Source organism: Candidatus Paracaedibacter symbiosus (assembly GCF_000757605.1).
Classification (GTDB): domain Bacteria; phylum Pseudomonadota; class Alphaproteobacteria; order Paracaedibacterales; family Paracaedibacteraceae; genus Paracaedibacter_A; species Paracaedibacter_A symbiosus.
This window is the reverse complement of sequence record NZ_JQAK01000001.1, coordinates 1,581,971-1,596,057: the sequence shown is the minus strand read 5'-3', so window position 1 is coordinate 1,596,057 and position 14,087 is coordinate 1,581,971. Positions and strand designations below refer to the sequence as shown.

At 43.6% G+C, this 14,087-nt stretch carries 15 protein-coding genes and 2 tRNA genes; 8 read left to right on the top strand and 9 right to left on the bottom strand.

Translation table 11 applies throughout. The features are described from left to right. The first annotated feature begins 261 nt into the window (after positions 1 to 261). From rfaD to IG80_RS0107290, 4 genes are all read left to right on the top strand, one after another. A complete protein-coding gene (rfaD, locus tag IG80_RS0107305) occupies positions 262 to 1,230 on the top strand; it encodes an ADP-glyceromanno-heptose 6-epimerase (protein ID WP_232224348.1) in 969 nt (322 codons plus the stop codon). A gap of 163 nt (positions 1,231 to 1,393) precedes the next feature. Then, positions 1,394 to 1,777 carry a L,D-transpeptidase family protein gene (locus IG80_RS12480; RefSeq protein WP_052046204.1) on the top strand — a complete coding sequence of 128 codons (384 nt, stop codon included), beginning with the start codon at positions 1,394 to 1,396 and terminating at the stop codon, positions 1,775 to 1,777. Between the two features lie 30 nt (positions 1,778 to 1,807). Next, positions 1,808 to 2,161: a hypothetical protein gene (locus IG80_RS0107295; RefSeq protein WP_032113139.1), complete on the top strand. Its 354-nt coding sequence runs from the start codon at positions 1,808 to 1,810 to the stop codon at positions 2,159 to 2,161. Then, positions 2,161 to 2,565 carry an HIT domain-containing protein gene (locus IG80_RS0107290; protein WP_032113138.1) on the top strand — a complete coding sequence of 135 codons (405 nt, stop codon included), beginning with the start codon at positions 2,161 to 2,163 and terminating at the stop codon, positions 2,563 to 2,565. Before IG80_RS0107295 ends, IG80_RS0107290 begins: the two co-directional genes overlap by 1 nt. Positions 2,566 to 3,125: 560 nt before the next feature. Here the strand turns inward: IG80_RS0107290 and typA are convergent. The 7 genes from typA to IG80_RS0107255 all read right to left on the bottom strand — a co-directional run bounded on the left by typA (position 3,126) and on the right by IG80_RS0107255 (position 10,172). Continuing rightward, positions 3,126 to 4,949, bottom strand: coding sequence for a translational GTPase TypA (gene typA, locus IG80_RS0107285; RefSeq protein WP_032113137.1), 1,824 nt, complete (start codon positions 4,947 to 4,949; stop codon positions 3,126 to 3,128). 240 nt (positions 4,950 to 5,189) lie between these two features. Beyond that, the gene (gene nth, locus IG80_RS0107280; protein ID WP_032113136.1) at positions 5,190 to 5,828 is read right to left on the bottom strand and encodes an endonuclease III; all 639 of its coding nucleotides are present in this window, start codon (positions 5,826 to 5,828) and stop codon (positions 5,190 to 5,192) included. A gap of 5 nt (positions 5,829 to 5,833) precedes the next feature. Further along, positions 5,834 to 6,781, bottom strand: a complete 948-nt coding sequence (gene pip, locus IG80_RS0107275) for a prolyl aminopeptidase (protein ID WP_032113135.1) — start codon at positions 6,779 to 6,781, stop codon at positions 5,834 to 5,836. A 28-nt stretch (positions 6,782 to 6,809) separates the two neighbouring features. Next, positions 6,810 to 7,424 (bottom strand): DUF2497 domain-containing protein, encoded by a 615-nt coding sequence (locus IG80_RS0107270; protein ID WP_032113134.1) that lies wholly within the window; start codon positions 7,422 to 7,424, stop codon positions 6,810 to 6,812. Between the two features lie 138 nt (positions 7,425 to 7,562). Continuing rightward, positions 7,563 to 9,164: a TolC family outer membrane protein gene (locus IG80_RS0107265; protein ID WP_032113133.1), complete on the bottom strand. Its 1,602-nt coding sequence runs from the start codon at positions 9,162 to 9,164 to the stop codon at positions 7,563 to 7,565. A gap of 1 nt (position 9,165) precedes the next feature. Next, positions 9,166 to 9,486: a rhodanese-like domain-containing protein gene (locus IG80_RS0107260; protein WP_052046203.1), complete on the bottom strand. Its 321-nt coding sequence runs from the start codon at positions 9,484 to 9,486 to the stop codon at positions 9,166 to 9,168. A gap of 11 nt (positions 9,487 to 9,497) precedes the next feature. Then, positions 9,498 to 10,172, bottom strand: a complete 675-nt coding sequence (locus IG80_RS0107255; RefSeq protein ID WP_032113132.1) for a protein-L-isoaspartate O-methyltransferase family protein — start codon at positions 10,170 to 10,172, stop codon at positions 9,498 to 9,500. Positions 10,173 to 10,281: 109 nt separating this feature from the next. Here IG80_RS0107255 and IG80_RS0107250 point away from each other — a divergent pair. Together IG80_RS0107250 and IG80_RS0107245 are read left to right on the top strand one after the other, a co-directional pair. Continuing rightward, positions 10,282 to 10,355 (top strand) — tRNA-Cys (locus tag IG80_RS0107250). Positions 10,356 to 10,547: 192 nt separating this feature from the next. After that, positions 10,548 to 10,623: transfer RNA gene (locus IG80_RS0107245), tRNA-Glu, on the top strand. 584 nt (positions 10,624 to 11,207) lie between these two features. Here IG80_RS0107245 and IG80_RS0107240 read toward each other — a convergent pair. Beyond that, positions 11,208 to 11,798: a GNAT family N-acetyltransferase gene (locus IG80_RS0107240; RefSeq protein WP_032113131.1), complete on the bottom strand. Its 591-nt coding sequence runs from the start codon at positions 11,796 to 11,798 to the stop codon at positions 11,208 to 11,210. Between the two features lie 206 nt (positions 11,799 to 12,004). Beyond that, a complete protein-coding gene (locus IG80_RS15700) occupies positions 12,005 to 12,214 on the bottom strand; it encodes a hypothetical protein (protein ID WP_052046202.1) in 210 nt (69 codons plus the stop codon). On the opposite strand from IG80_RS15700, the gene IG80_RS0107235 reads away from it, so the two are divergent. Both IG80_RS0107235 and IG80_RS0107230 read left to right on the top strand, forming a co-directional pair. Then, the gene (locus IG80_RS0107235) at positions 12,147 to 13,364 is read left to right on the top strand and encodes an MFS transporter (RefSeq protein WP_075553168.1); all 1,218 of its coding nucleotides are present in this window, start codon (positions 12,147 to 12,149) and stop codon (positions 13,362 to 13,364) included. The two genes, IG80_RS15700 and IG80_RS0107235, sit on opposite strands and share 68 nt — an antisense overlap. Positions 13,365 to 13,397: 33 nt before the next feature. Then, positions 13,398 to 13,940: a cell cycle transcriptional regulator TrcR gene (locus IG80_RS0107230; protein WP_052046200.1), complete on the top strand. Its 543-nt coding sequence runs from the start codon at positions 13,398 to 13,400 to the stop codon at positions 13,938 to 13,940. Positions 13,941 to 14,087 lie beyond the last annotated feature (147 nt).

The window sequence follows — 14,087 nt, the reverse complement described above, 5'->3', positions numbered from 1 at the left end:
TTATCTTGTCGCTCCTTAAAGAGTGCCGACTATTAGCGTCACCCCAAAATAAAATTTGCCTCAAATCTGCTAACCATAGTCCCGTTTCTTCAGGTATCTTGGGTACATCCTAAAGGATAATCGACAAAACCTTAAAGTTTCGTAAATTTTGAGGGTTAAGTGATCGGAAATAACAGGATAGCCATGATAAAATGATACCAATTCTCCTCAATTTCGATTAAATTCGCGATATAATATTTTTTTAAAAAAATGAGCAGATCTATGATTTTAATTACCGGGGCAACAGGCTTTATTGGATCAAACTATGCGCATTTACTTGCCACCCAAGGTGAAGAAATCGTGGTCTGCGATTGGTTTGGCCATCACCATAAATGGAAAAACTTGAGTGGGCTTAACTTGGCTGATATTGTTGTGCCGGAACAGGCGCTCGAATGGTTGAAACATAATAAAATTTCCCTCGTCGTCCATATGGGAGCCATTTCCACCACGACTGAGTCAGATGTGGATTACTTACTAAAACAAAACTTTGAATTTTCAAAACAATTGTGGAATTGGTGTGCCGATGCCCAGATCCGCTTTATCTATGCTTCTTCAGCCGCGACCTATGGCGCTGGGGAGCATGGATTTGTCGATGATAATTCCATCGACTACTTACAAAAACTACGCCCTCTCAACGCCTATGGCTGGAGCAAAAACCTCTTTGATATGTGGGCCGTTACCCACACAGCACGCGGCCATCACCCCCCTCAATGGGCTGGCTTAAAATTCTTTAATGTATATGGCCCTAGAGAAACCCACAAAGGCCCACAGCGCAGTGTGGCGCATCAACTGTATGAGCAGGCTGGGCGTGGTGAGACGATTAAACTCTTTAAGTCCTACAATCCGTCTTATCCAGATGGCGGCCAGTTGCGGGATTTTGTCTTTGTCGATGATTGCTGTAATGTTATTGAGTGGCTAAGACAAACTCCAGCGGTGTCTGGTATCTTGAATGTTGGTACAGGCAAAGCGCGAAGCTTCACGGATATCACTCATGCCCTCTCACAGGCTACAGGACAAGAGGTGAAGGTGGAATTTATTGATATGCCAGCCCAAATCCGTCAGCATTATCAATATTTCACCCAAAGTGACATGACGCGCTTGCGTCAAGTCGGCTATCCACAAGAGTTTACCTCCCTTGAACAAGGTGTGGCTGAGTATGTGCGCTTCTTAAAGGACAATCCGGGGTTTTAAAAAATACCCAGATTTAAAATGAGTAACAAACAATGTTAAAAAAAATAATGATATTATCCCTGTGTTGCATTCTTTTATTGTCACTTCAAGGAAAAGTCGTCCAGGCTAAACAAGTAAGGCTACCCTCTATTGATTTTATCCTCATTGAAAAGAAAAAAGATTGATGACAGTTTATCATGGCGATAATCCCCTGAAAACTTATAAAATTGCTCTTGGATTCTCACCTGAAGGTCACAAACGCCAAGTGGGGGACGGGAAAACCCCCGAAGGAACTTATCGTATTGAATTTAAAAATAAGAATAGTCAGTTCCATCGTTCCTTGAAAATATCCTACCCTTCCCTCACCGATGCAAGGTCTGCCAAGCAACGCGGTGTTCGGCCCGGTAATGATATCATGATTCATGGCCTTGGAAAAGGGTTTGCCTTCCTTGGTAAAATTCATTTTTTAAAAGATTGGACGCGGGGTTGCATTGCTGTGACCAATCAGGAAATAGAAGAAATTTATGCTTCGACTCAACCTGGCACAACAGTTAAAATTGTGCCTTAGAAGCTTGATGAGCTAAGAAAGGAAATAAAGTTGACAAAACTATCCTTAGAAAAAACATTCACAAAAACGGCTCCTCCTGTTGAAACATTACTGCTTATTTGTGAAAAATGTGGCAAAAAGCAGATCCAAGCTGACCAGGAAAACCCCTCTTCGCTTTTACAAAAAAGCCTAAAGCTTAAGATCAGAGAAAGCTTAAAACCCGGAACAGCGCGGGTCATTACGACCAGCTGCATGAACATTTGCCCTATTGATGCGATCGCCATTGGTCATATTGACGCCCTACCTGGGAACACACAAGCGCAATTTTATCTATTACACGAAAAAGATATTGACGCCGCAACAACACTCCTCTTTGACCAATTTTTAGAAAGAAACCAACCTTAATGTGGCTTGATCCACGTTTAGAAGCAAGCTCCTCCTTTATTATAGATTTGGAGCTATGTCAGGTGCGCCTGAGTCACAATGCGGCCTTCCCCTGGATTTTACTGATCCCAAAAGGCAATGACATTGTTGAGATTATTGATCTGAACATGGTTGAACAGCAACTCCTCATGCAGGAAATTGCCCTTGCAAGTCACGTGATGCGCTCCCTCTTCAGCCCCCACAAGCTTAATGTTGCCAGCCTTGGAAACGTCGTGTCGCAATTACACGTTCACATTATCGCCCGCTTTGACAACGACTCTACCTGGCCATACCCTGTGTGGAATACCGTCAGTGAAGCCTATCCGCCTTCCAAACAAAACGAACTTATTGCTCAATTAAAAGCAGCATTTACAACTATCGATTGATTCCCCCCTATAGGATTAATCTTTCTTTAAAGAGTTTTGAGTATTCTTTGCTCATATGGTCGCAAAGCTTCTTCCCCCATGTCTAGATTACTTCTGTATATTACTCTCCTCTTTTCTTTAATATGTGGCAGCGTGGATAGTAATGCGACTGATAGCTCAAATCTAATACCAAATAAAATCAGTAGCAAACCAAAACCATCCTTTCCATAACAAACCTTTAGTCCTAACGCCACGATTTTTACTCAGGCCGCAAGAACTGGTGCTGAGACTTCTAAAGCAGGTCCTTCCACCTCTCATGCAATACAAGACGCTATCTAGATTATTGTTCATGCGGTAGGACAAGGAAATTGTATTTTGGTTAAAATTCCTATGGAGAATAATCAATACGGTTATATGCGCGTGAATTGCAGATGGATATCTTCATTAAAAGTAAGAAAAAAGATTAACACAACACAAAAAAGCCCTCTACAAAGAGGGCTTTTATATAGTAATTTCCTCGGATCATAGAACAGGAAAGGGAGAAAAGCCTCTACTCTCCTACGCCATAAACCGATAATACTTTAATTTTTTGCACTACGTTCGGCGCGTTTACGTTCATTCGGGCAAAGAAACGCCTTACGGATACGAATATTTTTTGGTGTCACTTCAACGCGTTCATCATCTTGGATATAAGAGATCGCTTGCTCTAATGTCATCAGCTTTGGGGGCGTCAAACGAATCGCTTCTTCTTTTCCTGAGGCACGGAAGTTAGTGAGCTGTTTTGCCTTCAACGGATTGACTTCGAGGTCATTATCGCGGCTATTTTCCCCAACAATCATTCCCATATAAAGCTGGGCACCCGGAGCAACAAAGAGTGTTCCTCTTTCTTCCAACGCATTCAATGCATAAGCGACCGCTTCGCCATCCCCATTAGAAATTAACACACCATTACGGCGACCTTCAACAGCACCACGATAAGGCCCATAATTGTGGAAAACACGGCTCATAATCCCAGTTCCGCGGGTTTCGGTTAAGAATTGACCGTGATATCCAATCAAGCCTCTAGAAGGCGCTAAAAAGATAATACGGGTCTTACCGCCGCCTGAAGGACGCATATCAATCATTTCTGATTTACGTTGGTTCATGGAATCAACCACAGAGCCAACAAATTCTTCATCCACGTCAATCTGAACTTCTTCAATAGGTTCAAGGCGTTCACCAGTTGTCTCATCTTTACGATACAACACGCGGGGGCGACTGATGGAAAGTTCAAACCCTTCACGACGCATCGTTTCAATTAAAACGCCCAACTGCAATTCACCCCGGCCAGCCACTTCAAAGGCATCTTTATCTTCCGTTTCAGTGATACGGATCGCCACGTTACCTTCAGCTTCACGCATCAAACGGTCACGCACCATCCGTGAGGTAAGCTTTGTCCCTTCACGACCAGCCAACGGTGAGTCATTGATGGAGAATGTCATTGCCAACGTCGGTGGGTCAATCGGTTGTGCAGGCAAAGGAACATCAAGTTCTGGCACGGCAATCGTATCTGCCACGGTTGCTTCTTGCAAACCAGCAATCGCCACAATGTCACCTGCTTCTGCAGTTTCAATTGGTGTGCGTTCCAATCCCCGGAAGGATAACAACTTGCTAATACGTCCTGTCTCAATGACTTGCCCTTCACGGTTCATCACTTTAACCGCCATATTAAGCTTAGCCACACCCGTTTGAATACGACCGGTGAGGACACGGCCAAGATAAGAGTCATATTCGCGGGTTGTCACCAACATGGAGAACGGTTGCGTTGCATCAGCTGTTGGTGCGGGCACGTGATTGACGATCAAATCATACAGGGGAGTAATGTCTTTTTTCTCATGCGCCATATCCATAGCCGCCCAACCGCCACGGCCAGATGCATAAACAACAGGAAAATCCAGCTGCTCATCATTAGCATCCAACGCCAAGAACAACTCAAAAATCTCGTCCAAAACTTCATCAGGCCGCCCGTCAGCACGGTCAATCTTGTTAATTACAACGATCGGACGCAAGCCCAACTTTAATGCCTTTCCAAGCACGAACTTTGTTTGGGGCATCGGGCCTTCAGCCGCGTCTACCAATAAGACAACTCCATCAACCATGGAAAGAATACGCTCAACTTCACCACCAAAATCTGCGTGGCCTGGGGTATCAACGATGTTAATCCGAGTGTCATTCCAAACCAACGATGTACACTTCGCCAAAATGGTAATGCCGCGTTCACGTTCCAAATCATTGGAATCCATTACGCGTTCAGCTACTTGTTGATTTTGCCTAAAAGTACCACTTTGCTTCAGCATTGTATCCACAAGGGTTGTTTTCCCGTGGTCAACGTGAGCAATAATGGCGATGTTACGAATCGTGGTCATTAATCCATATTCCTGTTAAATGAGCTTAAAGTCTTTATAAAACGAAATGTTGCAAGTTTTCTATTATTAATTCAACTCTTTAAGAATTGAGCGTATTTACCTCGCTATTATCCCCTCCCCGGGGCCACCAGAAGATAAATTCGCAACACTATGTTCTTTAGTCTACTAAATATATGCTATTGCTTTAAAATTATACAACCTGATTCTTAGATTTTGTGCACAAAATATGGGCGAATTGCTTTAATTTGCCAATTTTGCAAGGTTATAATCACATAAATCCGCCAGCACACACCGATAACACTCAGGCACCCTCGCTTTACAAACATATCGTCCATGTAAGATCAACCAGTGATGGATATCCATTTTATAATGCTCTGGTACAACTTTTTCCAATTTTAACTCAACCTCGAGAGGCGTTTTGCCAGGCGCAATGCCGGTTCGATTACAGACGCGAAAAATATGAGTATCCACCGCAATAGTCGGCTGATGAAAAGCCACATTCAAGACCACGTTTGCGGTCTTGCGCCCTACGCCTGGCAATTGCTCTAATTGCTCGCGTGTTACTGGCACCTTTCCGTCAAACTGCGTCACTAAAATCCGCGCGGCCTCCATCAGATTTTTTGCTTTGGCATTATGCAAACCAATCGTTTTTATATAAGAAACAAGACCATCTAGCCCAAGCTTCACCATATCTTCCGGCGTGTGGACTACCTCAAAAAGTGCCTTCGTTGCCTTATTGACTCCAACATCAGTAGCTTGCGCTGATAACGTTACCGCCACCAAAAGAGTATACGGATTGGTATAATTTAGCTCCGTTTTTGGATTTGGCATCGTTGCTGCCAATCGGTTAAAAGCTTCCAGTCGTTGAGTATCATTCATAGTAGTCACCCCAAACTTTTAAAGGCTTCACATGCACGAACCAGCTCCGCGCACAAAGCAGGCTCACTGGCTGAATGGCCTGCATTCGGGACAATGCGGTAATCTGCCTCGGGCAACTCTTTTGCGACGAGATCTGCCGTGATAATTGGGCAGACAATATCATAACGCCCTTGCACAATAATTGTCGGAATATGGCGAATAAGATATAAATTCTCAAACAGAAAATTGTCTGGCAAAAAGATGTTATTGGTAAAATAATACGATTCCATCCGTGCCAATCCCAGGGCTACAGTGTCATCCAAAAACGTCGTAACTGTTTCAGGACTGGGCATCAGTGTCGCACACGCGCCTTCATACCGACTCCACGAAAGAGCTGCCGGCATATAAACCTCACGGTCCGTACTCATCAACAGCTTGTGATAAGCTGCTGCTAAATTATCTCGCTCAGATTCACAAATAAACTCAGAAAAAGTCCGCCATTCTTCAGGAAAAATCGTCTTCATGCCATACATAAACCAGTCGATTTCTTCACGTCGACACAGAAAAATACCGCGTAAAATAAGCCCTAAGCACCGATCTGGGTGATGTTCCGCATAGGCAATCCCCAAAGTTGAGCCCCACGAGCCTCCAAAAACAATCCAACGGTCCATCCCTAACAAGGTGCGAAGTTTTTCCAAGTCAGCAATCAAATGTGGCGTTGTGTTCTCACGCGTCTCCCCCAAAGGGTTAGATCGTCCCGCGCCGCGTTGATCATAGACCACAATCCGATAATAATCCGGGTCAAAAAATCGCCGCGCCGAAGCGTCTGCCCCAGCCCCCGGACCTCCATGAATAAAGACAACAGGCACCCCATTTGGATTGCCGCACTCCTCCCAATACATGTCATGGAGATCGTCAAGTTTGAGGTAACCTGTACGATGAGGCTCAATGGCTGGATATAGTTCTGACCGCATTTATATACTGCTCACCTCTCAAATTTAATTATTTCGATGAATAATTACGAATTCGCTCAATTTCCCGTTCCACCATTGCTTCAACAATTTGCGCAAGATGTTGATCTAACCATTCTTTAATCATTGGTCGAGCCAAATTTGAAATCAACGTATCAAGGGTTAAAGCACCCAGCATTTGTTGTTCGCCTTTAACTTCTGCCAACTTTGAGAGAGCCATTGCTGCCGCTGAAATCGTTGATTCAGAACTCACGCCACTTTCCGTTTCAGCATGGTATTGTGGTTGCGGATGAGGCTCTTTTATTTCGGGATGCGGCACACTGTGTGGCTCTGAGGTAAAAGTTGTTTCTGCCCTCTCAAAAGCAGGTGTACGGGGTATTTCTTGTTGTTCACGCACCATTTCTGGCGGGACATATGGTGAATTATAATCGTCCCCCTTAGCGGTTGATTGTTCCGCAACAGGTGAACGAGCTGACAGCAGTTCAGGCTGCTCTTTGAAAATGGACCGTCGAGTCTCAGGTATTTCGCGTGGCGCGTTTTGATCTTCTGTGACATACCGACGAATCGAGGCTAAAATTTCGTCCATTGTCATATCTTCTTCGTCATCATGCTTTGTCACAGTTTTTTTTCCCCAACCTAACACCATTATTCATTCCTTTGGCTTTATAGACTTTTAGTTTCAAAATACTCTGATTAAAAAGTGAATGGAATAGTTTTTTAACTATAGTTGACGCCAAGATAAAAAAGCGAGGTTATGGTTTTAACCCCGCCCTCTCTATCACACTTACAAAGAGCTTCTAATTTCCCTATAATGCAACGTGGGGTCGTAATGTTCAACCTGTAGTTGCATATACTGTGCTGTTAACATTCCCATCAATACCAAAATCTGATAGGCAGATTCATACAAGCTTTGCTCAGCTTGAACCAGAGCCAACTGTGCATTGAGCAATTGGTTTTGGGCATTCAAAACGTCAAGCAAGATCTTGGAACCGACCAACATTTCCTGCTTTGTCCCTTCAACGCTGATCTCATTCGCTCGTACCTGTTGTTCATAGTAAGGAATATTATCGCGAGCAGCGACAAAAGTCTGATAGATCTGAATCAACAATTGTTCAATCCTTCGCCGTGCTGTTTCAATTTGGATTCGGTTTTGTTCCGCAGTCTGAATCGCCTGACGCTTTTGCGAACGGGTGGTCCCGGCTTCATATAAAGGAATTTTTAGATTTAAGGTAACTGCATGATTAATGGTAGTTTCATTGCTCACTACGTTACCTCCTTCAGGAACTCCAACCAATCCCCCGGACGTTCTATTTTTTGTTGGACCCGACGTCCCTTGCACATCGAGGCTTGGCAACAACCCTCCATTAATTTGGTCGACTTTTCGGCGAGCAGCAATTTCAGCAAACTGGCTTTTGAGGACTGTGGGGTTATTTAACCTGGCCCGATCCAGCGCCTCTTTCACCGTTTTTGGTAATCCCTTTGGTACTTCTGGCTTTTCAAGTTTGCCAGGGACACGACCAACCACTTGCTCATAGGTTGCGACTTTGGCAGCAAGGTTCGCTTCAGCGGACTGACGTTTAGCTGTCGCCTCCGCATACTGAGCTTCAGCTTGGGCAACGCTGGTCCGGGTTTCTTCTCCCACGTTAAATTTATCTTGTGTTGATTGTAAGGTTACTTTGAGGAAGTTTTCATTCGCGCGCAGTACTTCCAATTGCGCTAATTGAGTGATCAATCCTAGATAGGCTTGAACAGCTGCAAACAAAGTCCCTTGCTCTGTTTCTATAAGAAGAGCACGTTGCGCCTTAATATCCGCTATAGCACCAGCAATCTGAGCCGTGGTTGCCCCGCCATTAAATAGGTTTTGTGTTAATTGTAGCTGGGCAGTTTGCGTTTCACTACCCTGAACAGGACGCGTGCCTGTTTTCCCCTTCGAATAAGTTTTTGTATACCCAACTGATCCCGTCGCTACTAAACTTGGCCGCCAGCCAGCTTTTGCCTGCACGACATTTTCATCAGCTGAACGTACCGCAGCACGTTGAGCCAAAATATCTGGATTTGTTTTGTAAGCTGATTCCATTGCTTTCACAATGCTATCCTGGAACTGGTTGGCCTTTGAAACTCCCAAAAGCTCCCCGCTCCTGGCTGCAATTGTGGCAAAGGTCACCAATGGTGCAGCTTTTATCTTGTCCTCTTTGGTAGCGTCAACTTCTGCAGTTTTCGCAATTGGCTTGTCCTCTTTGGTAGTGTCAGCTTCTGCGGTTTTCGCAATGGGCTTGTCCTGTTTCTTCGCAGGTACAGCCAAAGCAGCCCCACTTAGAACAGTTGACGTCAAAAAAAGAGTTAATGTCTTATAAAATATTGTTTTTTGTTGGTTGAGAGGCATCATCCTAGTAACGCTCCATTGTTGGGTTTATGTCCCGTGCCCAGGCATCGACACCACCTTGTAGACTCACAGCCTTAGGATAGCCACATTGTCCAAGGAGAATCGCTGCCTGCTTACTTCTTACTCCATGATGACAGATAGTAACAATCTCTTTGTCATCTGGCAATTGGGTAGTGAGTTTATCTAAATCATTTAAGGGAATGTTGAGGCTATTCGGCAAGTGGCAAATCTTAAATTCCCATGGTTGACGAACATCTAATAGCACATAATCCTGGCTTTCACTCAACATCAATTGCAGATCTTGGGGAGAAATTTCTTGAACCACGCTCAACCTCACTATAAAGAAAATGTCTTAGGACTAGCAAACCCAGCCAACGTCGGGACATAGGCATCAAATACACAAGTAGATGTGATAGCCCCATTGTTCTTACGCCAAATGCATCCGCTTCCCATTAAATGATTCTTGTTATATACGGCAACCACAGAACCACCCTCTGATAATTGATCAAACACCTTTTGCGGAATAGTTTCAACCCCTCCTTCAATTAAAATAAAATTGAAGGGCGCTTTCTCTGGCCAACCATCCGTCAGAGTTCCCTGCTGAATCCGCGACAAATAGTCAGGCTTCTCCTTAAAATTATCCCGTATCATCTGGACAAAATCCTGATCTTGCTCAAGAGAAAAAACCGTGGAGGCAAGCTGCGATAGAATCGCTAGACTATAGCCTGTCAGACCACCGATAATTAAACAACGATCCGACTCTTTCACCTCAACTAAGTTTATTAACCGTGCCAGTGTCAATGGTGACGTAAAAAAACGCTGATTTCCTGCTTGTAAATTGGAATCAATATAAGCAAGAGAGTGATATTGTGGTGATAAAAAGTCAGCCCGATCCTTACTCTCAAATGCTTGAAGCAAGTCAGGGTTTAATACCTTATTGGGCCTCAGCTGCCCATGAATAAAATTCCTCATAACATCATCGGAATTTTTTTTACCAATAATTGCTTGCATACTCGTAACTTCTCTTGACCTTTGCGTTCAAGAGTACTATACGGTAAAAAGAGAAGAGATCATACCCTGCTTTTTTAAGTTTTTAAACTTAATTTAGCTAAATTAAGTAGGCCGGATGGCAGAGTGGTCATGCAGAGGACTGCAAATCCTTGTACGTCGGTTCGATTCCGGCTCCGGCCTCCATTCATTCTCTTCCTCTCCTTTTCTAGCATCTTTCTTTTAATGCATTTCTTCACAGAAGAAATACTGGGGCTCAATCGCACTTTGTAGCATTTCTAAAAAAACCATACTTTCCTGCTTAAAAAAATATGCTTTTATGCTTAAAAAAGTGTTGCATAAGCTCATCCACTCATGTATAAGATCAAATTACCTCAAGTCCCCATCGTCTAGAGGCCTAGGACACTGCCCTTTCAAGGCGGCAACACGGGTTCGAATCCCGTTGGGGATACCACTTAAAACTCTAAAAACCTTCCTTAGTCCGACTTAGAGTTTGTTCCTGAGATACTTTATTATCAACTGCTCCAACACCTTGGCTGGCTAGCCAAATAGAAAACAATGTAATAAAAGTTTTCATTTTTTATCCCTTTCATCTTGGGAAAAATACTCCAGAGCAACTCTAATCCATAAAAGCAAAAAAGCGCCAAAGCATCCTAATGAGCTTGAATCCGACCCAAGAAATATGAAAAAGAAAAGATTTCTTGGCTACTGCGGATGTATAGTGAATCTCATTGACATTCGGAAAATTATAGCTATGCAATATTTATCAAAAACAAGGGAGAAAGAAAGAGAAGGGTTAAAGGTTTATTTTGTGCCTTTGTATAAAGCCAAGCGCGCGTAATAAGCTTCCTTTTCGATTGATAGTGGAGCGCTCTAATGGGCAGCATAGGGAAGAATTGTCGGGTGAACAGATAGCGAGTAAACGGGATGAGAATCCATATTGCCAGTATATGAGTGGGTGCCATCACTTTACATACAAGCTATGCCCGGCTAGACCAATTTACCATTAAATATGCTTTCATATGGGAAGTTTCAGATCTATTCTCTCGTTGCCCCTAGCTCTTTAACCATCAAGAATGATTTTTGGCCCGTAAACACCCCTTTTGTTACTGCATAGTCCCCAACCAGATTAAACCCAGCCTTTTCATAAACATGCCTTGCCCGTGGGTTGTTTTCCTCCGGATCAATAATGAAGGTATCGGCTGATGGGTCAACTTGGGACTTATAAAACTCAGTAAATGCTTTTAAGGTGGGGGCTGCAAGGCCCTTACTTAAATAATTTTTATTACCGATCCCAAAATCAATACAAATTGTCTTCCCTGTTTTTGATAAATGGGCTCTGTGTAGGTCGGATAAGTCTTCCTGAGAAGTCAGTAAGTTGTCTGTTAGGATGAAACAAAAGGGCTCATCATTTATGATGCCCATCCAATAGATTATCGTCCCGTAGAAATAATTGGAAGGCTCTTTACGACCGTTAATAAAATTAAGGATATCATCTTTATGCTCCTGGCTATTATCCCAGAATTCTTGCAGATGAGGTTCTGCAAGCCAATCAAAGATGGTCTTTTGATGGGCGCGGCTGATGACCTTTTCAAAATGAATAGTGAAGCTTGGATTCTGAAGAGGCATAATTTCTTTTCCTTAAGATGATAGCTTGAAAAGCAGCCAAAATCTGTTATTTCTCATAATTAAATTGACATAAATCATCAAAAAAAGCATTTAATTACTTGATTGATGAAATAATTTTATTGATAATTCCTATAGCGATTGGTTAACATCACGCAGAGTTTAAAAAATACCCCTTTAACTTACGACAAAAAGTTCCTATCTATCTTTTAGGAATAATTTTGTGCACGGAGATGATAAAGAATGCAACCAGTGCCTAAATGGTCAGACTCACAGCCACTAGTGCCATCAGGTTCTTCTGCTCCTTCTGTCTCTTCATCTTCCAACCATCCTAGATCAAGCAAGAATACCATGATCCCACTAACTGTATGGCTTTTGGGCGCCGTGATGTGCCTTATAAATATATCATTTGTTGTCATTTATAGCCTTTCAGCGCTGTACCTCAATGTGTCCTTAGGGGTAAGCACTATGTGGATCGGTCTCCTGGAGGGCGCTGTTGAGGCAAGCTCCTTTGTCATGAAATTGTGTTCTGGCCTTGTGAGCGACTATCTCAGACGCCGAAAACGCATCATGGTAATCGGATACTTCTTCACCGTGATCAGCAAACCCATCCTGGCACTTTCCACCAGCTTTGGTGTTGTCTTTGCCGCCCGTTTGTTTGAGAGACTTGGAAATGGCATTCAGGCAACACCACGTGACGCGATGGTCAGTGACGTTGCCCCAGCCAATCATCGGGGAGCTAGCTTTGGATTAATGCGAAGTTTGGGTACCGCAGGATCCTTCTGTGGTGGTTTGTTAGGGGTTGCTGCCATGTGGTACACTAACAATGACTTCCAACAAGTTTTCTGGATTGCCAGTATTCCCGCCTTATTCGCTTTTATCATTCTCATGCTCTTCATCAAAGAACCCAAACAACACGTCACTCCTGAAGGAAATATCATTCCCCTCCGCTCTGAGAAGCGCCCCATTCACATTAAAGATATTTTTCTTCTCGGCAAACCTTATTGGATGCTGATGATTGTCGTCAGTATTTTTATGGTTGCCAGGGTGAGTGAAACATTAATGGTTTTACATGCACATAATAATTTCGGGTTGGAAAAAACTTTCGCCCCTTTCATCATGAGTATGTACAATCTCACCTATAGCTTGTCTTCCTATCCAAGCGGTCTCCTTGCTGACCGCTTTGGTCGTCATGTGGTCCTGTTTTTTGGAATTGCGGCACTGGTGTTATCAGACTACTTCCTCTACAGTGCCTCAACCCTTTACGGTGTCTTTTTAGGTGTATTTATCTGGGGTATTCAAATGGGTGTAGTCCACAACTCCTTCGTTACCCTCATTGCTGATTACGTTCCTGAAGATTTGCGCGGCACCGGATTTGGTTTCTACTACCTTATTGGAGCTGCTTCCTCAATTGTGGCGGGTTTTGGTGGCGGCACAATCACGCACCACTTTGGTGTTGCCACAACATTTTTTACCAGTATGATTGTTGCCCTCTTTTCTTTGATCGCTTTATTAATTTTCTCTATCAAAACGAAGAAAGTGGTAGCATCAACAGCAAAATCGCAGTAGTAAATAGTTATATTTAATTTTAAGGAGGATTGAATGGCAGTCCCACTTATGCCAAAAGCAACGGCTGTATGGCTCATTGAAAATACCTCTCTGACCTTTGAACAGGTTGCTGAGTTTTGTGCACTTCATATTTTAGAGGTTCAGGCGATTGCCGATGGAGAAGCCGCTACGGGTATGATCGGCTTTAACCCTATCACCAGTGGTCAGCTCACTGCGGATGAGATTAAGCGTTGTGAAACCGATCCAAATCTTTCACTGACGTTAACGCCCCCTCTAACCGCTGACTCGGTTTTGGGTAAAAAAGCATCGCGCTATACCCCTGTATCTAAGCGTCAAGATCGGCCTGATGCCATTGCTTGGTTACTTAAGTATTACCCAACACTTCCAGAGACACAAATTTGCCGCCTGTTGGGAACGACGAAAAATATGATTGCTGCTGTTCGTGGTAAAACCCACTGGAATAGCACGAACATTAAACCACGCAATCCCGTTCACTTAGGTCTTTGCACCCAGGCTGAACTTGACAAGCTTATTGCTCACATCGCTCAAGAGGAAGCAACAGAAGAAATTGGTTAAGACCTGTGCTCCACCTCAACTTAAAATAAACCTCGCTGCGGCGGGGTTTTTTAATAGCCCTTCATTCTTTCTTTGCCTTTACTTAGCCAAGCTAAAGCAGCAGACCGCCCTCTTCTCCAGACATGGAATGATAGAAATTCCGAATAT

Excerpts from the sequence above, each read along its gene's own strand:
- IG80_RS0107230 (WP_052046200.1), top strand. The coding sequence starts at position 13,398 with ATGGCAGTCCCACTTATGCCAAAAGCAACGGCTGTATGGCTCATTGAA.
- IG80_RS12480 (WP_052046204.1), top strand. The coding sequence starts at position 1,394 with ATGACAGTTTATCATGGCGATAATCCCCTGAAAACTTATAAAATTGCT.
- rfaD (WP_232224348.1), top strand. The coding sequence starts at position 262 with ATGATTTTAATTACCGGGGCAACAGGCTTTATTGGATCAAACTATGCG.
- IG80_RS0107235 (WP_075553168.1), top strand. The coding sequence starts at position 12,147 with ATGATCCCACTAACTGTATGGCTTTTGGGCGCCGTGATGTGCCTTATA.
- IG80_RS0107270 (WP_032113134.1), bottom strand. The coding sequence starts at position 7,424 with ATGGTGTTAGGTTGGGGAAAAAAAACTGTGACAAAGCATGATGACGAA.
- IG80_RS0107255 (WP_032113132.1), bottom strand. The coding sequence starts at position 10,172 with ATGCAAGCAATTATTGGTAAAAAAAATTCCGATGATGTTATGAGGAAT.
- pip (WP_032113135.1), bottom strand. The coding sequence starts at position 6,781 with ATGCGGTCAGAACTATATCCAGCCATTGAGCCTCATCGTACAGGTTAC.
- nth (WP_032113136.1), bottom strand. The coding sequence starts at position 5,828 with ATGAATGATACTCAACGACTGGAAGCTTTTAACCGATTGGCAGCAACG.
- typA (WP_032113137.1), bottom strand. The coding sequence starts at position 4,949 with ATGACCACGATTCGTAACATCGCCATTATTGCTCACGTTGACCACGGG.
- IG80_RS0107290 (WP_032113138.1), top strand. The coding sequence starts at position 2,161 with ATGTGGCTTGATCCACGTTTAGAAGCAAGCTCCTCCTTTATTATAGAT.
- IG80_RS0107265 (WP_032113133.1), bottom strand. The coding sequence starts at position 9,164 with ATGATGCCTCTCAACCAACAAAAAACAATATTTTATAAGACATTAACT.
- IG80_RS0107240 (WP_032113131.1), bottom strand. The coding sequence starts at position 11,798 with ATGCCTCTTCAGAATCCAAGCTTCACTATTCATTTTGAAAAGGTCATC.
- IG80_RS15700 (WP_052046202.1), bottom strand. The coding sequence starts at position 12,214 with ATGACAACAAATGATATATTTATAAGGCACATCACGGCGCCCAAAAGC.